The sequence below is a fragment of the Arthrobacter sp. L77 genome, from assembly GCF_000816565.1.
GTDB classification, from domain to species: domain Bacteria; phylum Actinomycetota; class Actinomycetes; order Actinomycetales; family Micrococcaceae; genus Arthrobacter_D; species Arthrobacter_D antioxidans.
Map to the genome: position 1 here is coordinate 1 of NZ_JWSU01000007.1, position 20,641 is coordinate 20,641.

Genomic DNA, 20,641 nt, shown 5'->3' on the forward strand with positions numbered 1-20,641 from the left:
GGGGCCGCGACTCGTCACGAGGCCGAGCAGCGAGCCGCCCGGGGCGAGGTCCATCAGCAGCCCGGGGCCCTGGTCCGTCCCGACGAGGCGGTGCACCCTGACGAGGTGGTCATGGGTGAAGCGCTGCAGGAGCGTCAGTTCGCGCGCGAGCACGTCCGCCCCGTCGCCGCCAGTCCGCGCGCCCGTACCCGCGCGGCGGCCGGTGCCCGACGACGGCGCGGGTCCTGCCGCATCGGCCGCCCCTGCACCGGGCGCGGCGAACGGCGCGGCCCCGGTGGCAGCGCGTCTCCCGCGACATGTCGGCCCCGCAACGCGCTCCCCGCCACGTCCCTCCGCGGGACCCGGCGGAACCGGCGTGATCACCTTGAGCGCGAAGCGCCGTCCGCCGTCATCCGTCACCAGCCACACCGCGGAGGAACCGCCACGGCCCAGGAGGCGTCCGACCAGCAATCCGGGGACGGCGGGCCGCTCCGCGCCGTCGGGATCGGTGTTCCATGCGTCGTCCGGGATGCCCGACGACGATGGGGCGGCCCTCACCGCAGCGCCCCCCAGGGTGCCCGCCGTGACGTCCGCTGATGGTCCCGTCCGCCTGGATCGGGTGTCTTCGTCCATGGTTCAGTTCTAGGCCACCGTGACGCGGCCCTCGGCGTTATCCACAGCCCGGGACGACAGACCCCCGGAACCGATTGCGGGACTAGAACATTTGTTCTATTTTTAAGGCACGGTTCCGGAGGAGACAGGTGATCATGAAACGCACTCCCGCTGACACGACCGAGACCTGGCGTCCGGTGGACGAGGCCGTCGGGCTCGCCTTCGAGGACGTCGACGGCGTCCCGCAGCCCTGCCGGCTGCGCTGGCGCGGCTCCCTGTGGCAGGTGGTAGGCCCGCGCCGCCACTGGTCCACGTGGCGGGCACTGCCCTCGACGCCGGCAGGACTGCAGGACGTGCGGCCCATCCACCCGTGGCGGGCCGATTTCTGGAGACTCGAGGCCCAGACCGGCCCCGTGTCCCCGATCCTCCACTTCGAGGTGCGCCGTGCCGGGACGGACTGGCGGCTGGTCCGCCTCGGCGCGACCTTCGACCTCCCCGGCCGGCCCGAACACCAGCAGGGCCACCCGTAAGGCCACCCGCGCGGCACCCTGTGCCGACCCTGCAGTCCGAGCAGCCGGGAGCAGGGGGCTGCGGCAGGAAGGTGTCACCGCGCAGGACTAGGCTTGTGCCATGACTCTTGTGCTGTCGCGCGTCGGCCTCGCTCCGGACTACATCGAGTACACGCAGGGGTGGGAGATGCAGAAGGCACTCCATGCCCGGGTGGTGGGGGGCTCCGCACCGAGCACCGTCCTCCTCCTCGAGCACGCCGCCGTGTACACGGCGGGCAAACGCACCGAGGATCACGAGAGGCCCTTCGACGGCACTCCCGTGGTGCCCGTCGACCGCGGCGGGAAACTCACCTGGCACGGCCCGGGACAGCTGGTCGGCTACCCCATCCTCGCGCTGCGGGATCCGGCGCGTGTCGCCGACTACGTCCACACCCTGGAGGAGGTCATCATCGCCTCCCTGCGCCCCCTCGGGATCGACGGCATCAGGATCGACGGACGTTCCGGGGTCTGGCTCGCGGAGACCGACACGCAGCCCGCCCGCAAGATCGCGGCCATCGGCATCCGCGTGAGGAACCGCGTCACCATGCACGGCTTCGCCGTCAACTGCAGCAACGATCTGGCGCCCTTCCAGCAGATCGTCCCCTGCGGCATCGCGGACGCCGGGGTCACCACCATCTCCGCCGAATGCGGCCGCACGGTCACACCGGCCGATCTCGTTTCGTCGATCGAGGCCGAACTGCGCAAGAATGAGGCGGTGCTGGTGGGCAAGGATGACGCCGAAGCACCCGACCACGACCCTGCCGGTGCCGGCGGTACGCCCGGCCCCGTCCAGAACCAGCCAGAAGGAGCTTCCCTGTGAGTCTTGCACCCGAGGGCCGCCGGCTGCTGCGCGTCGAGGCGCGCAACGCCGAGACACCGGTGGAGCGAAAGCCCGACTGGATCAAGGCCAAGGTCAACATCGGCCCGGAATTCGTGGCCATGAAGAACCTGGTGAAGAAGGAGGGCCTGCACACCGTCTGCGAGGAGGCAGGCTGCCCCAACATCTTCGAGTGCTGGGAGGATCGGGAGGCCACGTTCCTCATCGGCGGCTCCGAATGCACCCGGCGATGCGACTTCTGCCAGATCGACACCGGCAAACCGCAGCCCCTGGACCGCAGTGAGCCCTTCAAGGTCGCCCAGTCGGTGCAGTCGATGAACCTGCGCTACGCCACCGTCACCGGCGTCGCGCGGGACGACCTGCCCGACGAGGGTGTCTGGCTCTACGCCGAGACCATCCGGCAGATCCACAGCATGAACCCGGGTACCGGCGTCGAGATCCTGATCCCCGATTTCTCCGGTCGCCCCGAGCACATCGCGGCGATCTGCGACGCCGCCCCGGAGGTCTTCGCACACAACGTCGAGACCGTCCCCCGGATCTTCAAGCGGATCCGCCCGGCGTTCCGGTACGAGCGCTCCCTCGACGTCATCACCCAGGGGCGCGACCGCGGCATGGTCACGAAGTCGAATCTCATCCTCGGGATGGGCGAGACCCGGGAGGAGATCTCCGAGGCCCTCCGCGACCTCCACGACGCCGGCTGCGACCTCATCACCATCACGCAGTACCTGCGCCCGAGCGAGCGCCACCTCCCCGTGGACCGCTGGGTGAAGCCCGCCGAGTTCGTCGAACTGAGCGAGGAGGCCGAGGCGATCGGTTTCCTCGGCGTGATGAGCGGACCCCTCGTGCGCTCGTCGTACCGCGCGGGCCGCCTCTGGGCGCGCGCCATGCGCAAGAAGGGCCTCGAGCTCCCCCCGGAACTCGCGCACCTGGATGAGTCCGGATCCGCCCTGCAGGAAGCGTCCTCGCTCCTCGCCGGCTGACGTCCCCCGCCGTCCACGACGGCGGGCAGTCCGGCCGCCGCTCCTCCGCCATCCCGTAGAATCGAAGAACTATGTCGCACACGATCGATCCTTCCGGTTCCCCCACGCCCAAACGCCGTCTCTTCTCCCGCAAGCCGAAGGCCGCGAAGGGCCCGAAGAAGACCGGGCGCATGAAGCAGGTCTCCGAGGTCTTCAAGATGACGCGGCGCAACGATCCGAGCGTCGTCTGGTTCATGCTGCTGGCCTTCGTCGGCATCATCGCGCTGGGGCTGCTGATCGGGCTGCTGATCGACAACGTCATCACCCTGATGATCATCGCGATCCCGCTCGCGTTCCTCGCGGCGATCTTCATCCTGTCCCGCCGTGCCGAACGCGCGGCGTTCTCCCAGATCGAGGGGAAGCCAGGCGCGGCCGGGGCCGCCCTGAGCGTCCTGCGGCGCGGCTGGATCCTCCAGGAGCAGCCCGTCGCGGTCAATCCGCGCACCCAGGACGCCGTGTTCCGCGTCATCGGTCGCCCGGGGGTCATCCTCGTCTCGGAGGGCCCGTCCACCCGGGTCAAGCAGCTCGTGGACGGCGAGAAGCGCAAGATGGCCCGCATCATCCCGAACGTACCCGTCCATGTCATCGAGACCGGTCGCGACGAGCGCCAGGTCCCCCTGTCCAAGCTCCCGAAGACCGTGCAGAAGCTCAAGAAGACCCTCACCAAGCAGGAGGTGTCGGCCGTGGACAAGCGACTGAGTGCCCTCGGGACGAAGCTGCCGATCCCCAAGGGTGTGGATCCGTTCAAGGCCCGCCCTGACCGCAAGGCGATGCGCGGACGCTGACCCTCGACCGACGAAGAGCCCCTCCCGGCGGGAGGGGCTCTTCTGCGTCCGGCCCGCCGCTTCCGGCTAGATGCGGAAGAGTCCGGTCCCTCTCGCACGGTCGTGGATTCCGCGCTGGTCCGCGTCGATGATCAGTGCCGGGATCACGAGGCACAGGAGGACGCTCCGGATGATCGCGGTGAGGTAGCCCGCAGGCCGGCCGTCCAGGGTCTGCACCTGCATGCGCAGCAGGCGATGCCCGATGCTGTAGCCGAAGAAGCCGACGAACAGGATCTGTTCGACGAGGAAGATGTACAGCGTGGCGAAGGAGTCGTAGTCGAAGAACGCTGCGGACAGCAGCGAACAGAGGACCCAGTCGATCAGGAGCGCCGCGGCCCGCGGCGGGAAACGGGCGATCGACCCGGGACCCGATGCCGGACGTCCGAGCCGCTGGCCGGGCCACTGCTGGTTGCCCGACGGCGAGGGGCCTTCCATCCACGAGCCGATGTCATGTCTACTTACCACGCCTCCAGCGTACCCGGCGGCGAGCGGCCTCATTATGCCCCCGACCTCGCGAACGCGCTAGGGTAGGAAGCGCACTTCCCCTCATGTAACGTCCCGGAAACAACGGCGACACCAGCGAGAAACTGCCCGCTCCTACAGTGGGAGCGAGACGGCGGCAGTGTCCCACTCCGCCAGAGCTCGTGACTTCCCGCGCGATGCAGGGGCACGCGCTGGCGTCCAGTTTCCCCCCCAGCCATGCGATAGGAGCACGAATCGATGTTTAAGAATGCGGACGAGGTCCTCAAGTTCATCGCCGACGAAGACATCAGGTTTGTCGATGTCCGATTCACCGACCTGCCCGGCGTGCAGCAGCACTTCAACGTCCCCGCCAAGACGGTCGACGCCGACTTCTTCATCCACGGGCAGCTCTTCGACGGCTCCTCCATCCGCGGCTTCCAGGGCATCGCCGAGTCGGACATGCAGCTGATCCCCGACGTGACGACGGCGTTCATCGACACGTTCCGCGCCGAGAAGACCCTCGCGCTGAACTTCTCCATCGTCAACCCGCGCACCGGCGACCCCTACCACCGCGATCCGCGCAGCGTCGCCGAGCGTGCCGAGGCGTATCTCTCCTCGACCGGCATCGCGGACACGGCGTTCTTCGCCCCCGAGGCCGAGTTCTTCATCTTCGACAACGTGCAGTACGAGTCGTCCCCGCAGGGCAGCTTCTACAAGGTGGACTCCATCGAGGCGCCCTGGAACAGCGGCCGCGAGGAAGTCGGCGGCAACCTCGGCAACAAGACGCCGTTCAAGGGCGGCTACTTCCCGGTGTCCCCCGTCGACAAGCAGGCGGACCTGCGCGACGCGATCTGCGTCGAGCTGGACAAGGCGGGCCTCGAGGTCGAGCGCTCCCACCACGAGGTCGGCGGCGCCGGCCAGGCCGAGATCAACTACAAGTTCACGACCATGACGCACGCTGCGGATGACCTGCAGAAGTTCAAGTACATCGTCAAGAACGTCTCGAACGCCTGGGGCAAGTCCGCGACCTTCATGCCGAAGCCCGTCTTCGGCGACAACGGGTCCGGCATGCACTGCCACCAGTCCCTGTGGAGCAACGGCGTGCCGCTGTTCTACGACGAGCGCGGCTACGCCGGTCTCTCCGACATGGCCCGCTGGTACATCGGCGGCCTGCTCAAGCACGCGTCCGCCGTCCTGGCCTTCACCAACCCGACGGTCAACTCCTACCGCCGCCTGGTCAAGGGCTTCGAGGCCCCGGTGAACATGGTCTACTCGCAGGGCAACCGCTCCGCCGGTATCCGCATCCCGATCACCGGGTCCAACCCGAAGGCCAAGCGCATCGAGTTCCGCGCGCCGGACCCGTCGTCGAACCCGTACCTCGCCTTCGCCGCGCAGCTCATGGCCGGCCTCGACGGGATCAAGAACCGCATCGAGCCCGCGGATCCCATCGACAAGGACCTCTACGAGCTCCCTGCCGAGGAGGCCAAGGACATCCAGAAGGCCCCCGGCTCGCTCGAGGAGGCCCTGCTGGCCCTCGAGGCGGACAACGAGTTCCTGCAGGCGGGCGACGTCTTCACGCAGGACCTGATCGACACGTGGATCGAGTACAAGCGCGAGATGGAGATCAAGCCGCTCTCCCTGCGCCCGAACCCCTACGAGTTCGAGCTCTACTACGGCGTCTAGCAGCACCCGGCACCACAGGCACCGACGACGGCGGCCGCTCCCCTTGCGGGGGCGGCCGCCGTCGTCGTTCCCGCACGGGGACCGGGACCGCTAATACCCGTAGAAGTGCCGCTCGAAGATGCTCCGGCTGCGCCTGGTCATCCGGAGGTAGTCCTCCTCCAGGTGGGAGCCGCTGTCGGGACCGTAGCCGCACCACCGCGCCACCGCCTCGAGGTCGCGGCGCGAGGAGGGCAGCAGATCGGACCCCCGGCCGCTCCAGATGACGTTCGCCCCGCGGATCCGGGTGGCCAGGGTCCAGCTGCCGCGCAGCATGGCCACATCCTCCGCCGGGACCAGCCCCTCGGCCTCGATCACCTGCAGCGCCGCGAGCGTGGACTGCACCCGCAGGGCCGGGATCGCGTGCGCGTGCTGCAGCTGGAGGAGCTGCACCAGCCACTCGACGTCGCTGAGCGCACCGCGGCCCAGCTTCAGGTGCCGCGACGGGTCCGCCCCGCGCGGCAGCCGCTCCGCTTCCACGCGCGCCTTGATACGCCGGATCTCACGGACATCGGTCTCGGCCAGCTCCCGGGGGTACCGCACCGGGTCGATGAGCTCGAGGAACTCGGTGGCCAGGCTGTCGTCGCCCGCCAGGGGCCGGGCCCTCAGGAGCGCCTGCGCCTCCCACACGAGCGACCAGCGGCGGTAGTACTCGCGGAAGGAGGCGATGGAGCGCACCATGGGGCCCTGCTTGCCCTCCGGGCGGAGGGCTGCGTCGATCTCCAGCACGCGTTCGGCGAGCACGGCCGGCTTGCAGGGCTGCGTGAGCAGCGCGACCAGCCGGGCGACGATCACCTCCGCCTGCTTCTGCGCCGCGGACTCGTCCACCCCGGGCCGCGGCCGGTGCACGTAGATGACGTCGGCGTCGGAGCCGTACGTGATCTCGCGGCCGCCCTGGCGTCCCATCGCCATCACGACGACGTCGGTGAGCTGCTCCTCACCGGCGAACACCTGGTTCTCGGCCACGTGCAGGGCACCGAGGACCGCCGCCCGGTCGGTGTCGGACAGCGCCTCCCCCACCTCCGCCTGGGAGAGCAGGCCCGAGCTGTCGGCGATGGCGATCCGCAGCAGCTCCCGACGCCGGATGAGGCGGATCAGGCGCATGGCCTCCTCCGGCTCCGGGTGCCGCGACATCTTGGACCGGATCTCGTGCCACTGGGCCTCGAAGGTCTCGGGGACGAGCTCGGCGTCGGAGCCGAGCCACTGCGTCGACTCCGGCGACACCTCCAGCAGGTCGGTGATGAACCGGCTGCTGGACAGGACGGCGCAGAGCCGTTCCGCCGCGGCGTTCGAATCGCGCAGCATGCCGAGGTACCAGTGGCTCTCGCCGAGCGATTCGCTGAGGCGGCGGAACCCGAGGAGTCCGGCGTCGGGATCCACGCCGTCGGCGAACCAGCCCAGCAGGATGGGCAGGAGCTGCCGCTGCAGCAGCGCCCGGCGCCGCAGCCCGCCCGTGAGCGCCTCGATGTGGCGCATCGCCCCGCGCGGATCCTGATAGCCCAGGGCCGCGAGGCGCGCCTGCGCCGCCTCCGCCGTGAGCTGCACGTCCTCGGGCCGGAGCGTCGCCGCGTTGTTGAGCAGCGGCCGGTAGAAGATCGACTCGTGGAGGCGCTTGACGAGCCGCCGCGTGGACTGCCACTTGTCGTGGAGGCTCTGGGCGCTCGGTCGTACCCTCACCATGCACCCCTCCGAGGACCGCGCGAGGGCGCGCAGCGACGCCTCGTCCTCGGGCATCAGATGGGTACGACGCATCTGCATGAGCTGGATCCTGTGCTCGAGGACCCGCAGGTACCGGTAGGCGTCGTCGAGGTCCAGGGCGTCGGAGCGTCCCACGTACCCGGCGGCGCTCAGGGCGGCGATGGCGGAGACGGTGTCACGTACCCGGAGCGAGTCGTCCAGCCGTCCGTGCACGAGCTGCAGCAGCTGCACGGTGAACTCGACGTCGCGGAGGCCGCCCGGCCCGAGCTTCAGCTGGCGGGCCTCCTCGTCGCGCGCGATGTTGTCCGTGACCCGGCGGCGCATGGCGCGGACGCCCTCCACGAAGCCCTCCCGCTGCGACGAGGCCCAGATGAGCGGGGCGACGGCTTCCTCGTACCGCCGGCCGAGGTCGGCGTCCCCTGCCGCGGCCCGGGCCTTGAGGAGGGCCTGGAACTCCCAGGTCTTCGCCCACCGCTCGTAGTAGGACACGTGGGACTGCAGCGTCCGGACGAGCTGGCCGTCCTTGCCCTCGGGCCGGAGGTTCGCGTCCACCTCCCACAGGGCGGGCTCCGGTCCGGGCGAGTAGACGCCGCGGGTCATGCCCGATGCGAGCCCCGTCCCGATCCGGGTGAGCGTCGTGTCGTCGAGGTCCTCGCCCTCCACCACGTAGACGACGTCGACGTCGGAGATGTAGTTCAGTTCGCGGGCTCCGCACTTGCCCATCGCGATCACGGCGAGCCTCACCCGGGCGACGACGTCCGTCCCGTACACCTCGCCCAGTTCCGCGCGTGCGACGGCGAGGGAGGCCTCCAGCGCGGCGGCGGCGAGGTCCGCGAGTTCACGCCCGACGACGGGCAGGTAGTCGACGGGGATGCAGTGGCCGAGGTCGCGGACGGCGAGGTCCGTGAGGAGCCTCCGGTAGGCCACCCGGAGCCGGCAGTACGCGTCGACGCCGGCGACGCCCGCGACGGGGTTGGCCGCGGCCGGGTCGGCGTCGACGGAGCGGAGCAGCTCCGCGCGCAGGTCCTCCGGAGCGACGACCGGAGGGGTCGCCGGCCGGGTCCTCACGACGTCGAGGTGCTCCGGTCGACGCATGAGGAACTCCCCGAGCGCCTCGGTGGCCCCCAGCAGCCGGAACAGGAGGCCGCGCCGGCCGACGTCGGCGAAGGCCGCCGCGACCGCCGTGCGGTCCACTGCGAGGAGCCGCACGAAGGACTGCAGCGCCATGTCCGGGTTGGCGGCCAGGGCGAGGCCGGCGAAGAGGTCGTCGTCGTTGAGGCCCTGCAGCTCCGGCGCGTCGAGGAAACGCCGGCTCTTCTCGAGGTCCGTGAAGCCGTAACTGATCAGCTTGCGGTTAAGGCTCATGGTCCAACCCTAGCCATGTCCCCGGGCGCGCCTTACAGGATGTTGAGGTTCCGGCGCAGCTCGTAGGGGGTCACCTGGATGCGGTAGTCGTGCCACTCCGCCCGCTTGTTCCGCAGGAAATTCTCGAAGACCTGTTCGCCCAGGATGTCCGCGACGAGCTCGGACTCCTCCATGACGCGGATGGCGTCGTGCAGGCTGGCGGGCAGCGGGTCGTGTCCCATGGCGCGGCGCTCGGCGGCGGTCAGGCTCCAGACGTCGTCCTCGGCGGCCGGCGGCAGGTCGTAGCCCTCCTCGATGCCCTTCAGTCCCGCTCCGAGGAGCACCGAGTACGCGAGGTAGGGGTTGCTGGCGGAGTCGATGCCGCGGTACTCGATGCGCGCGGACTGGCCCTTGTTGGGCTTGTACAGGGGAACGCGGACCAGGGCGGAGCGGTTGTTGTGGCCCCAGGACAGGTAGCTCGGTGCCTCCCCGCCGCCCCAGAGCCGCTTGAAGGAGTTCACGAACTGGTTGGTCACGGCGGTGAACTCGGGGGCGTGCCGGAGGATGCCCGCGATGAACTGGCGTGCGGTCTTCGACAGCTGGAACTCGGCCCCGGCCTCGTAGAACGCGTTCGTGTCACCCTCGAACAGCGAGAAGTGGGTGTGCATCCCCGACCCGGGGTGATCCGAGAAGGGCTTGGGCATGAAGGTCGCGTAGCTGCCGGAGGTCAGCGCGACCTCCTTGATGATGGTGCGGAACGTCATGATGTTGTCGGCGGTCTGCAGCGCGTCGGCGTACCGCAGGTCGATCTCGTTCTGCCCCGGGCCCGCCTCGTGGTGGCTGAACTCGACGGAGATGCCCACGGACTCCAGCATCGCCACCGCCGTCCGCCGGAAGTCCTGGGCCACGCCGCCCGGCACGTGGTCGAAGTAGCCCGCCTGGTCCACCGGCACGGGCTGGCCGTCCGCGCCCGGTTCCGCGGACTTCAGCAGGTAGAACTCGATCTCCGGGTGCGTGTAGCAGGTGAAGCCCATGTCGGCGGCCTTCGCGAGGGTCTTCTTGAGGACCCCGCGCGGGTCGGCGGTGGAGGGCTGGCCGTCCGGGGTGAGGATGTCGCAGAACATCCGGGACGTCTGCTCCTTCTCCCCGCGCCAGGGCAGGATCTGGAACGTCGAGGGGTCCGGCTGGGCCAGCATGTCCGACTCGTACACCCGGGCGAGCCCCTCGATGGAGGACCCGTCGAACCCGAGGCCCTCCTCGAACGCCCCCTCAACCTCGGCCGGTGCGAGCGCCACCGACTTCAGGGAGCCGACGACGTCGGTGAACCACAGCCGCACGTAGCGCACGTCCCGCTCCTCGATGGTGCGCAGTACGAACTCCTGCTGGCGGTCCATGACAACCTCATTCCTCGAATCGATGCCCGGACCGCTCGGTCGGGGCGGCCGGCAATCCCTGTCCGGCGTCCTATACGTCCTGCTCCGGCGCCGCGGGGACCCGCAGGGCCCACGGGCCGCCTCGGGCACGCGTGCGGCGCCGTCATCACTCTACTGATCCGCAGGCGCAGAACAGGCGCGGCCGCGCCTCGCCATTCTCGCGCGTCCGTGTTAACGGCCGGTTACGGCGGGGCAGCGGGCCGTGGGACGGCGCAGCACCGTCCGATAGTCTCGTGTCATGACTTCCGCCGAATTGCCCGCCCCCTACGGAGCGGGCGCAGGCACGACGCCGACCCCGCCGGCCGGCGCCCCGACCGGTCGCATCCGCATCCACCACCTGCAGCAGGCGAAGGAGAACGGCACGCGCTTCGCGATGCTGACGGCGTACGACCAGTACGCGGCGCAGGTGTTCGACGAGGCCGGCATCGAGGTGCTCCTGGTCGGCGATTCGGCGGCCAACAACGTCCTCGGCCATGCCACGACGCTGCCCATCACGCTGGACGAGATGATCCTCTTCAGCCGGGCGGTGAGCACGGCGGCACGGCGGGCCCTCGTCGTCGCCGACCTGCCCTTCGGCAGCTACGAGGTCTCACCCCAGCAGGCCGTGGAGTCCTCGGTCCGCCTCCTGAAGGAGGGCCTGGTGCACGCCGTGAAGATGGAGGGCGGCGCCGAGTACGCCGGGACGGTGCGGGCGCTCGTCCGCGCCGGCATCCCGGTCATGGCGCACATCGGCTTCACGCCGCAGAGCGAACACGCCCTCGGCGGGTACCGGGTCCAGGGGCGCGGGGACGCGTCGCAGCGCATCATCGACGACGCCGTCGCCCTCGCCGACGCCGGCGCGTTCTGCGTCCTCATGGAGATGGTGCCCACCGTGACGGCTGACGCCGTCGAGGCCGCGGTGCGCGTGCCGACGATCGGCATCGGCGCCGGCCCGGGCACCACGGGGCAGGTGCTGGTGTGGCAGGACATGGCGGGGCTGCGCGGCGGCCGGCAGGCGAGGTTCGTCAAGCAGTACGCGGACGTGCGGACGGTCCTCACGGACGCCGCCCGCGCCTACGCGGACGAGGTCCGGGCGGGCACGTTCCCCGGGCCCGAGCACACGTTCTAGCCGAGGGACGGGACGGTGCCTAGGCGTCGTCGTCCCGGTCCCAGGCATCGTTGCGCTGCTGGACCTTCTCGAGGGCCTTCTCGGCCTCGGCCCTCGTCGCGTACGGGCCGATGAGCTGCGACCAGTCCGACAGCCGGTCCTCCTCGATCTCGTGCGTGCGCACGTTGAACCAGTACTCGCTCATGCCGACCTCCTCGATCCGGGCGCGGACCATGTCATCCGCCGGCCGGTCCGGTGGCGCCTTTCGGCCACCGACCAGCGCCCACTATAGAATCAGGGTATGCCCCAGACTTCCGCCGCCGCGCCCCTTGGGACCCTGACACCCGGCACCCTCTCCCCCCAGCGCCCCGTTCCCCGGGGCATCGCACGCCCGGAGTACGTGGGCCGCACGGCGCCCGCACCCTTCACCGGGTCCGAGGTGAAGACGCCGGAGACGATCGAGAAGATCCGCGTGGCCGGCAGGATCGCCGCCCAGGCCATCGTCGAGGTCGGCAACCATGCGAAACCCGGCGTGACCACCGACCACCTCGACCGGATCGGGCACGAGTTCCTGCTCGACCACGGCGCCTACCCCTCGACGCTCGGGTACCGGGGGTTCCCGAAGTCGCTGTGCTCGTCGCTCAACGAGGTCATCTGCCACGGCATCCCGGACTCCACGGTGATCGAGGACGGGGACATCCTGAATATCGACATCACGGCCTACAAGGACGGCGTGCACGGCGACACGAACTACACCTTCTGCATCGGCGACGTCGACGAGGAGTCCCGTCTGCTCGTCGAGCGCACGCAGGAATCCCTCAACCGCGCCATCCGCGCGGTGGCCCCGGGCCGCGAGATCAACGTCATCGGCCGCACCATCGAGTCCTACGCGAAGCGCTTCGGTTATGGTGTTGTCCGTGACTTCACCGGGCACGGCGTCGGCGAGGCGTTCCACACCGGCCTGATCATCCCGCACTACGACGCCGCCCCGGCGTACAACCGCGTGATCGAGCCGGGGATGGTCTTCACGATCGAGCCGATGCTCACGCTCGGGACCGTCGAGTGGACCATGTGGGCGGACGACTGGACCGTCGTCACGAAGGACCGGAAGAGGACCGCGCAGTTCGAGCACACTCTCCTGGTCACGGACCGCGGCGCGGAGATCCTGACCCTCCCGTAGCACCACACCCGGCAGTCCGCCCCGGACGCCGCACCACGACCATGTCCGGCCCGCGCCGGACGACGCCCCACCCCACCCGCCGAGAGAGAGCCATGGCCAAGGACACCGACAAGAAGAAATCGAAGAAGCTCCCCGCCACGGTCATCGGCGTGGACATCGGCGGCACGGGCATCAAGGGCGGCATCGTCGACCTCGAGAAGGGTGTGATCGTCGGCGAACGCTACCGGATCCCGACGCCGAAGCCCTCGACGCCGGAGGCCGTCGCCGAGGTGGTGGCCCAGATCGTCGCGGAGCTCTCCTCCCGACCCGAAGGCCCTGCGGCCGACGTCCCGGTCGGGGTCACCTTCCCGGCCATCATCCAGCACGGCATCGCCCGGTCCGCGGCGAACGTGGACAAGAGCTGGGTCGACACCGACGTCGACGGCCTGTTCAGCAAGGTCCTCGGGCGGGACGTCCACGTGATCAACGACGCCGACGCCGCCGGCCTCGCCGAGGTCCGCTACGGGGCCGGCAAGGGCAGGATGGGCACGGTCCTCGTGATCACCCTGGGCACGGGCATCGGCTCGGCGTTCATCTTCGACGGCAAGCTGGTGCCGAACGCCGAGCTCGGCCACCTCGAGATCGACGGGCACGACGCGGAGACGAAGGCGTCCGCCGTCGCCCGCGAGCGGGAAGGCATCGGCTGGGACGAGTACGCCGTCCGCCTCCAGCGCTACTTCTCGCACGTGGAGTTCCTCTTCTCCCCCGAGCTGTTCATCGTGGGCGGTGGGATCTCGAAGCGGAGCAGCGAGTACCTGCCGTCGCTGGACCTGCGCACCCCGATCATCCCGGCGCAGCTGAAGAACCAGGCCGGGATCGTCGGCGGAGCGCTGCAGGCCGCCCTGCTCTCCGGCTCGAAGGGCTGACCACCGCGAGGACCACCGCGAGGACCACGGTACGCAGAAGCCCGGTACGGATCACATCCGCACCGGGCTTCTGTCCTCCGGAGACCGTCGACTCCTGCGCCTCGGCGACGGGAGGTGGAACCGGTGGTGGCGTCGGCTTCCCCTCCGCAGCCACCACCGGGGTCTTGTAGGGCGCTAGTGCGCCGTCAAGGGCCGCTGCATCCCGGTGGGGACGCGCTGCCCGTTGTCCTCGTCCTGTCGTCGCAGGGTCCCGATGGCCTCCTCGAAATCCTCGAGGGACTCGAAGCCCTGGTACACGCTGGCGAACCGCAGGTAGGCGATCTGGTCGAGCTTGCGCAGCGGCTCGAGGATGGCGAGCCCCACCTCGTGCGCGTCGATCTCCGCGACGCCACTGGCCCGGACGTTCTCCTCGACCTCCTGCGCCAGGAGGGCGAGGTCGTCCTCCGTCACCGGGCGGCCCTGGCAGGCCTTGCGGACACCGTTGATGATCTTGGACCGGCTGAACGCCTCGCCCGCCCCGGAGCGCTTGATGACGCTGAGGGTCGTGGTCTCCACGGTGCTGAAGCGGCGGCCGCACTGGGGGCACTGGCGACGGCGTCGGATCGCCGATCCGTCATCCGCGAGGCGGCTGTCGACGACGCGGGAGTCGGCGTTGCGGCAGTACGGACAGTACATGGCACCCCTCCCGCTCCGTGGCCCGTCCGAACAACGTGCCGTGACCAGTTTAGGACTACATGTAGTGAAACAACAACACTGTAATTACCAGATGTAGTGGCCATCCGCCGGAACGGGTGCGGCGGCGGGTCAGGTCGCGTCGGCCTCGAAACGCGCCGCGACGGCCTCCCCGTGCGCGGGGAGGTTCTCCGCCTCGGACAGGGCGAGGATCGAGGAGGCGACCCCGCGCAGCGCCTCGCGGTCGTAGTGGACGAGCTGGACGGCCCGCAGGAACGTCGTCACGTTGAGCCCGGAGGCGAACGCGGCCGTCCCGCCGGTGGGCAGCACGTGGTTGGACCCCGCGCAGTAGTCCCCGAGGCTGACCGGGCTGTAGGCGCCGATGAAGACGGCGCCGGCGTTGCGGATGCGCCCGGCCACGGCTGCCGCGTCCGCGGTCTGGATCTCGAGGTGCTCGGCCGCGTAGGCGTCGCACACGGCGATGCCGTGCTCGACGTCGTCGACCAGGATCACGCCGGACTGCGGCCCGGACAGGGCGGTGCGGACCCGGTCGGCGTGCCGCGTCCGGGCGGCACGCACCTCGAGCGCACCGACGACGGCGGCCGCGAGCTCCTCCGAGTCCGTCACGAGGACGGACGCGGCCTGCGGGTCGTGTTCCGCCTGGCTCACGAGGTCCCCGGCGACGAGGTCGGGGTCGGCCGTCGCGTCGGCGAGGACGGCGATCTCGGTGGTGCCGGCTTCCGAGTCGATGCCCACCTGCCCGCGGACCAGCCGTTTTGCCGTCGCCACGAACACGTTGCCGGGCCCCGTGATGACGTCCACGGGATCGATGTCCCGGCCGGTCCCGGCGTCGTCGCGGATCCCGTAGGCGAGGGCCGCGACGGCCTGGGCGCCGCCCATCGCGTACACCTCCGTGACGCCGAGCATGGCGGCGGCGGCGAGGATCACGGGGTGCGGCCAGCCGCCGAACTCCTTCTGCGGGGGCGAGGCGAGGGCGATGGACCCGACGCCGGCGGCCTGGGCGGGCACCACGTTCATGACCACGGAGGACGGGTAGACGGCGAGCCCGCCGGGCACGTAGAGGCCCACGCGGTCCACGGGGATCCACCGGTGCGTCAGGTGGGCCCCGGGAGCGACCTGCACCTCCACGTCGTCCGGCACCTGGGCCCGGGCGAAGATACGCGCCCGCCGGATGGCCTCCTCGAGCGCGGCCCGGACGCCGTCGTCCAGGCCCGCGAGGGCGGCGTCGATGACGTCGGCCGGCACCCGGGGGTGGTCCTGCTCGACGCCGTCGAAGCGCAGGGCGAGGTCGCGGAGGGTCTCGACGCCGCGGGCGCGGACGTCGTCGATGATGGCCTGCACGGCGGCTTCCGAGGAGCGGGCGTCCGCGGCGGCACGGGGCATCGCGCGCTTCAGGTCGCCGGGCGACAGGGTCCGGCCCCGCAGGTCGATGGTGCGGAAGCCGACGGTCGGGGAGGTGCTGGACGGTGGATTCACCCTGAGAGTCTATCGGGAGCGCCGCCCGCGGGTTCACCCGCGGACGGCTGCCGGTGCGCCGGCGGCGGGCCCGCCGTCAGGTCCGGCGGCGTGCGAGGCCGACGAGGGCCGTGACGAAGACGATGACGGCGGCGACGGCGGGCCAGATGGCCAAGGCACCGTAGGAGTGCAGCAGGAAGTCGGAGCCGGGCCGTCCGTCCTGCCCGTGGGGTCCGAACAGGTAGGCGAGGCCCTCCCCGACGCCGAGGGCCAGGAGGGAGCCGAGGACCGACCCGCCGACGGCGGCCAGGATGCGCGACACCGGGGCGGGCAGCGTGAGCCGCAGGGCCACCACGGTACCCACGGCGATCCCGGCGGCAAGTCCGAGGCCCGCGAGCGTGAGGTCCCGGAGCAGCCACTGGTCGGCGGAGGACGGGTCGCCGAACAGGCGCCCGGTGGGAGCGAGCAGCCACCAGGCGACCCCCAGGACGGCACCCAGGAGGATCGTGGACCCGAGCCACCAGTACACACCCGCCGGTGGCACCGTCCGCCGGTCCTCGGCCACGGAGTACACGGGAGGCGGGTAGTTGCTGGGTCCGGTGTCCGACTCCTGGCTGGCGCGCATGACTTCTACATTAACAAACCGCTCCGCGTCCGGGGTGCGCGCCTAGGGTTGGGGTGTCCCACGTCCCGAGCCCTTCGGAGGAACCCAATGAGCAACCCAGGTACCGCAGCGCCGGTCGTGACCTCGATGCCCGGCGCGCACGCGGAGTCCTTCCGCGAGGTCTTCCGCCGTCACGCCGCCGGCGTGGCCATCATCACCGCCACCTACGACGGTGTCCCCTACGGGTTCACGGCGACGTCCGTGGCGTCGCTGTCCGCCGAACCGCCGCGCTTCACGTTCAACATGGCGCGGTCCTCGTCCTCGTGGCCGGCGGTCGCGAACACGAACTTCGTGGGCGTCCACATGCTCAGCACCGAGAACGAGGGCCTGGCGAACCGCTTCGCGCGCACGAAGGACCGGTTCACGGGCGACCACTGGGAGCCGGGACCGGAGGGTGTCCCGATCCTCCGGGACGTCGCCGGCTGGCTCGTGGGGCGCATCAGCATGCGCCTGTCCTTCGAGAACAACGCCGTGGTCGTCGCGGAGGTGGTCGCCGGGACCATCGGCCCCGACGGCGCCCCCCTGCTGTACCACGGCGGCAGCTACGGCACGCCGACGGCCACCGACTACGTCATCTGACGTTCGTCCCCGGGCCGGGCCCGTTCGGGACCTGCCGGTCAGGCGTCGAGGCAGGCCGGCCCGAACAGGATCTTGAGGTCCCCGAAGAGGCCCGGCGTCGGGTTGACGCGCAGGTCCACGCCCAGCTTCATGACCTCGACCTTGCGTGACCCGTTGAGCCGGATCAGCACCTCGCTGGTCCCGGGGTGCGTCCTGAGCACGTCGCCGAGCGCCGTGACCGCGGTCTCCGTCGCCTTGTGCTGCAGCATGGAGATCACCACGGGCCCGGAGTGCCCCTCGCTGAGGTCCGGCACCGTGAGCTCCTGCGCGTTGAGCATCACCGCGCCGTCGTCGCGACGCTGCAGGCGCCCCCGCACGACGACGATCAGGTCCTCCGCGAGGACCGCCGAGATGGGCCCGTAGACCTGCCCGAAGAACATGACCTCCATGGACCCGGCCAGGTCCTCCACCTCGGCCCGCGCGTAGGCGTTGCCGCTGTTCTTGGCGATCCGGCGCTGGAGCGAGGTGATCATGCCGGCGATGGTGACGATCGCACCGTCCGCCGGGCCCTCCTCGCTGATGATGGACGGGATGGAGGAGTCGGCATGCTGGCTGAGGATGCCCTCCAGTCCCTGCAGGGGGTGGTCCGAGACGTACAGGCCGAGCATGTCGCGTTCGAAGGACAGCTTGTCCTTCTTGTCCCACTCGGGCAGGTCCGGCACCTCCACGGACAGGCCCCCCACGGCGCCCCCGGCGTCGTCGAACGCGCTGAAGAGATCGAACTGGTTGGCCGCCTCGTTGCGCTTGAGGACGATCACCGAGTCCACGGCCTCCTCGTGGATCATCGCCAGGGCCCGCCGCGGATGCCGGAGCGAGTCGAAGGCGCCGGCCTTGATGAGGGATTCGATGGTGCGCTTGTTGCACACGACGGCGGGCACCTTCTGCAGGAAGTCGCTGAAGGAGGTGAACGCCCCCTTCTCCTCCCGCGCCCCCACCATCGCGCCGACGACGTTCGCGCCGACGTTGCGGATGGCGCCCATGCCGAAGCGGATGTCCTTCCCGACCGGGGTGAAGTTCACGCTGGACTCGTTGACGTCGGGCGGCAGGACGGTGATGCCCATGCGGCGGCACTCGTTGAGGTAGATCGCCAGCTTGTCCTTGTCGTCGCCGACGCTCGTGAGCAGGGCCGCCATGTACTCGGCGGGGAAGTGCGCCTTCAGGTACGCGGTCCAGTAGGACACGAGGCCGTACGCCGCGGTGTGCGCCTTGTTGAACGCGTAGTCGGAGAAGGATTCGAGGACGATCCACAGCTTGTCCATCGCGGCCTGCGAGTAGCCGTTGGCCTTCATGCCGGCGAAGAAGTCGGCCTGCTGCTTGTCCAGCTCCGACTTCTTCTTCTTGCCCATCGCGCGGCGGAGCATGTCCGCCTGGCCGAGCGTGAAGTTCGCCAGCTTCTGGGCGGCGCTCATCACCTGCTCCTGGTACACGATGAGGCCGTACGTGCCGCCGAGGATCTCCTCGAGCGGACCCTCGAGCTCGGGGTGGATCGGCTCGATCTCCTGCAGGCCGTTCTTGCGCAGGGCGTAGTTCGTGTGCGAGTTCACGCCCATCGGACCCGGCCGGTACAGCGCCAGGACGGCGGAGATGTCCTCGAAGTTGTCGGGGCGCATGAGCTTCAGCAGCGACCGCATGGGACCACCGTCGAGCTGGAAGACACCCAGCGTGTCGCCGCGGGCCAGGAGTTCGTAGGACTCCTTGTCGTCGAGCTCGAGGTCCTCCAGGACGAGGTCCGCGCCCTTGTTGGCCTTGATGTTCTCGACGGCGTCCGTGATGATCGTCAGGTTCCTCAGGCCGAGGAAGTCCATCTTGATCAGCCCGAGGCCCTCGCACGTGGGGTAGTCGAACTGCGTGATGATCTGGCCGTCCTGCTCACGGCGCATGATCGGGATGATGTCGATCAGCGGGTCGGAGGACATGATGACGCCGGCGGCGTGCACGCCCCACTGGCGCTTCAGCCCCTCGAGGCCGAGGGCCGTCTCGAACACCTTCTCGGAGTCGGCGTCGGTCTTCAGGAGCTCGCGCAGCTCCTCCGCCTCGGAGTAGCGCTTGGCCTGCTTGTTGTGCACGTCGGCCAGGGCGAGGCCCTTGCCCATGACGTCCGGCGGCATGGCCTTGGTGAGCCGCTCCCCCGTGGAGAACGGGTATCCCATCACGCGGGAGGAGTCCTTGAGCGCCTGCTTGGCCTTGATGGTGCCGTAGGTGACGATCATGGCCACGCGCTCGTCGCCGTACTTCTCGGTCACGTACCGGATGACCTCGGCGCGGCGCCGGTCATCGAAGTCGACGTCGAAGTCGGGCATGGAGACGCGTTCGGGGTTGAGGAAGCGCTCGAAGATCAGGCCGTGCTTCAGGGGGTCGAGGTCGGTGATGCGCATCGCGTACGCCACCATGGACCCCGCACCCGAGCCGCGGCCGGGCCCCACCCGGATCCCGTTGTTCTTCGCCCAGTTGATGAAGTCCGCGACCACGAGGAAGTAGCCGGGGAAGCCCATCTGCGTGATGACGCCGACCTCGAACTCCGCCTGCTTGCGGACGTCGTCGGGCACGCCCGCCGGGTAGCGGTACTGCAGGCCGGTCTCGACCTCCTTGACGAACCAGGACTGCTCGTTCTCGCCCTCCGGTACGGGGAACCGGGGCATGTAGTTGGCCTTGGTGTTGAACTCGACGTCGCACCGCTCGGCGATGAGCAGGGTGTTGTCGCAGGCCTCCGGGTAGTCGCGGAAGATCGCGCGCATCTCGGCGGGCGACTTCAGGTAGAACTCGTCGGCGTCGAACTTGAAGCGCTTGGGGTCCGCGAGGGTGGACCCCGACTGGACGCACAGCAGGGCCGCGTGGGCCTTGGAGTCCTCCGCGTGCGTGTAGTGCAGGTCGTTGGTGGCCACGAGCGGCAGCCCCAGGTCCTTCGCGAGCCGGATCAGGTCCGCCTTGACGTTCCGCTCGATGTCGAGCCCGTGGTCCATCAGCTCGCAGAAGTAGTTCTCCGCCCCGAAGATGTCCCGGAAGTCGGACGCCGCCTGCCGCGCCTCGTCGTACAGGCCGAGCCGGAGCTTGGTCTGGACCTCGCCGGACGGGCAGCCCGTCGTCGCGATCAGGCCCTTCCCGTACGTCTGCAGCAGGTCGCGGTCCATGCGGGGCTTGTAGAGATAGCCCTCGAGGGAGGCGAGCGAGGACATCCGGAAGAGGTTGTGCATGCCCTGGGTGGTCTCGGACCACAGCGTCATGTGGGTGTACGCGCCGGCACCGGAGACGTCGTCGCGCCCGCCGCCGCCCCACTGCACGCGGGTGCGGTCGTTCCGGGCGGTGCCCGGGGTGAGGTAGGCCTCCACGCCGATGATGGGCTTGATGCCCGCGCTGGTGGCCTTGCTCCAGAAGTCGAAGGCACCGAACACGAACCCGTGGTCGGTGGTCGCGAGGGCCTTCATCCCGAGTTCCTCGGTATGGGCGAAGAGGTCCGTCAGCCGGGCGGCGCCGTCGAGCATCGAGTACTCGGTGTGGTTGTGGAGGTGGACGAACGAATCTGTTGATGCAGGAGTAGCCACCCCCCGAGTCTAGTGCTCCCCGGC

At 69.9% G+C, this 20,641-nt stretch carries 17 protein-coding genes and 1 pseudogene; 9 read left to right on the forward strand and 9 right to left on the reverse strand.

What is annotated here, in order from left to right; translation table 11 throughout:
• Nucleotides 1-612: pseudogene (locus tag RY94_RS14565) on the reverse strand (hypothetical protein); the annotation flags it as partial.
• A gap of 134 nt (nucleotides 613-746) precedes the next feature.
• Between RY94_RS14565 and RY94_RS14570 the strand changes: the two are divergent.
• The 4 genes from RY94_RS14570 (at nucleotide 747) to RY94_RS14585 (ending at nucleotide 3,781) form a co-directional block, all read left to right on the forward strand.
• Nucleotides 747-1,121 carry a hypothetical protein gene (locus tag RY94_RS14570; RefSeq protein WP_156135203.1) on the forward strand — a complete coding sequence of 125 codons (375 nt, stop codon included), beginning with the start codon at nucleotides 747-749 and terminating at the stop codon, nucleotides 1,119-1,121.
• A 100-nt stretch (nucleotides 1,122-1,221) separates the two neighbouring features.
• Nucleotides 1,222-1,959 (forward strand): lipoyl(octanoyl) transferase LipB, encoded by a 738-nt coding sequence (gene lipB, locus RY94_RS14575; RefSeq protein WP_043446932.1) that lies wholly within the window; start codon nucleotides 1,222-1,224, stop codon nucleotides 1,957-1,959.
• Nucleotides 1,956-2,957 carry a lipoyl synthase gene (lipA, locus tag RY94_RS14580; protein WP_043446934.1) on the forward strand — a complete coding sequence of 334 codons (1,002 nt, stop codon included), beginning with the start codon at nucleotides 1,956-1,958 and terminating at the stop codon, nucleotides 2,955-2,957. The genes lipB and lipA overlap by 4 nt, the downstream gene beginning before the upstream one ends.
• A 71-nt stretch (nucleotides 2,958-3,028) precedes the next feature.
• The gene (locus RY94_RS14585; RefSeq protein ID WP_043446935.1) at nucleotides 3,029-3,781 is read left to right on the forward strand and encodes a DUF4191 domain-containing protein; all 753 of its coding nucleotides are present in this window, start codon (nucleotides 3,029-3,031) and stop codon (nucleotides 3,779-3,781) included.
• A 66-nt stretch (nucleotides 3,782-3,847) separates the two neighbouring features.
• Here the strand turns inward: RY94_RS14585 and RY94_RS14590 are convergent, their stop codons facing one another.
• On the reverse strand, nucleotides 3,848-4,285 hold the full coding sequence (locus RY94_RS14590; protein ID WP_043446938.1) for an RDD family protein: 438 nt from the start codon (nucleotides 4,283-4,285) through the stop codon (nucleotides 3,848-3,850).
• A 255-nt stretch (nucleotides 4,286-4,540) separates the two neighbouring features.
• Between RY94_RS14590 and glnA (RY94_RS14595) the strand changes: the two genes are divergently transcribed.
• Nucleotides 4,541-5,965, forward strand: coding sequence for a type I glutamate--ammonia ligase (gene glnA, locus RY94_RS14595; protein ID WP_043446939.1), 1,425 nt, complete (start codon nucleotides 4,541-4,543; stop codon nucleotides 5,963-5,965).
• A 90-nt stretch (nucleotides 5,966-6,055) separates the two neighbouring features.
• On the opposite strand, the gene RY94_RS14600 is transcribed toward glnA (RY94_RS14595), so the two are convergent.
• Both RY94_RS14600 and glnA (RY94_RS14605) read right to left on the reverse strand, forming a co-directional pair.
• Nucleotides 6,056-9,064, reverse strand: coding sequence for a bifunctional [glutamine synthetase] adenylyltransferase/[glutamine synthetase]-adenylyl-L-tyrosine phosphorylase (locus RY94_RS14600; RefSeq protein WP_043446941.1), 3,009 nt, complete (start codon nucleotides 9,062-9,064; stop codon nucleotides 6,056-6,058).
• 32 nt (nucleotides 9,065-9,096) lie between these two features.
• Nucleotides 9,097-10,437 carry a type I glutamate--ammonia ligase gene (gene glnA / locus RY94_RS14605; RefSeq protein ID WP_043446945.1) on the reverse strand — a complete coding sequence of 447 codons (1,341 nt, stop codon included), beginning with the start codon at nucleotides 10,435-10,437 and terminating at the stop codon, nucleotides 9,097-9,099.
• A gap of 277 nt (nucleotides 10,438-10,714) precedes the next feature.
• Between glnA (RY94_RS14605) and panB the strand changes: the two genes are divergently transcribed.
• Nucleotides 10,715-11,584 (forward strand): 3-methyl-2-oxobutanoate hydroxymethyltransferase, encoded by an 870-nt coding sequence (gene panB / locus RY94_RS14610; RefSeq protein ID WP_043446948.1) that lies wholly within the window; start codon nucleotides 10,715-10,717, stop codon nucleotides 11,582-11,584.
• A 19-nt stretch (nucleotides 11,585-11,603) separates the two neighbouring features.
• Here panB and RY94_RS14615 read toward each other — a convergent pair whose 3' ends face one another.
• Nucleotides 11,604-11,768 (reverse strand): SPOR domain-containing protein, encoded by a 165-nt coding sequence (locus RY94_RS14615; protein ID WP_156135204.1) that lies wholly within the window; start codon nucleotides 11,766-11,768, stop codon nucleotides 11,604-11,606.
• A 96-nt stretch (nucleotides 11,769-11,864) separates the two neighbouring features.
• On the opposite strand from RY94_RS14615, the gene map reads away from it, so the two are divergent.
• Both map and ppgK read left to right on the forward strand, forming a co-directional pair.
• The gene (gene map / locus RY94_RS14620) at nucleotides 11,865-12,743 is read left to right on the forward strand and encodes a type I methionyl aminopeptidase (RefSeq protein ID WP_043446952.1); all 879 of its coding nucleotides are present in this window, start codon (nucleotides 11,865-11,867) and stop codon (nucleotides 12,741-12,743) included.
• A 92-nt stretch (nucleotides 12,744-12,835) separates the two neighbouring features.
• A complete protein-coding gene (ppgK, locus tag RY94_RS14625; protein WP_043446954.1) occupies nucleotides 12,836-13,648 on the forward strand; it encodes a polyphosphate--glucose phosphotransferase in 813 nt (270 codons plus the stop codon).
• Between the two features lie 174 nt (nucleotides 13,649-13,822).
• On the opposite strand, the gene nrdR is transcribed toward ppgK, so the two are convergent.
• From nrdR to RY94_RS14640, 3 genes are all read right to left on the reverse strand, one after another.
• Nucleotides 13,823-14,323 (reverse strand): transcriptional regulator NrdR, encoded by a 501-nt coding sequence (nrdR, locus tag RY94_RS14630; protein WP_043446956.1) that lies wholly within the window; start codon nucleotides 14,321-14,323, stop codon nucleotides 13,823-13,825.
• Nucleotides 14,324-14,452: 129 nt separating this feature from the next.
• Complete coding sequence (gene hisD / locus RY94_RS14635; protein ID WP_043446958.1) at nucleotides 14,453-15,817, reverse strand: histidinol dehydrogenase; 1,365 nt, start codon at nucleotides 15,815-15,817, stop codon at nucleotides 14,453-14,455.
• 76 nt (nucleotides 15,818-15,893) lie between these two features.
• Nucleotides 15,894-16,421, reverse strand: a complete 528-nt coding sequence (locus RY94_RS14640) for a hypothetical protein (protein ID WP_052274437.1) — start codon at nucleotides 16,419-16,421, stop codon at nucleotides 15,894-15,896.
• A gap of 87 nt (nucleotides 16,422-16,508) precedes the next feature.
• Between RY94_RS14640 and RY94_RS14645 the strand changes: the two genes are divergently transcribed.
• Nucleotides 16,509-17,039, forward strand: a complete 531-nt coding sequence (locus RY94_RS14645; protein WP_082046403.1) for a flavin reductase family protein — start codon at nucleotides 16,509-16,511, stop codon at nucleotides 17,037-17,039.
• A gap of 38 nt (nucleotides 17,040-17,077) precedes the next feature.
• Here the strand turns inward: RY94_RS14645 and dnaE are convergent, their stop codons facing one another.
• Nucleotides 17,078-20,617 carry a DNA polymerase III subunit alpha gene (gene dnaE / locus RY94_RS14650; RefSeq protein WP_043446961.1) on the reverse strand — a complete coding sequence of 1,180 codons (3,540 nt, stop codon included), beginning with the start codon at nucleotides 20,615-20,617 and terminating at the stop codon, nucleotides 17,078-17,080.
• Nucleotides 20,618-20,641: the final 24 nt, after the last annotated feature.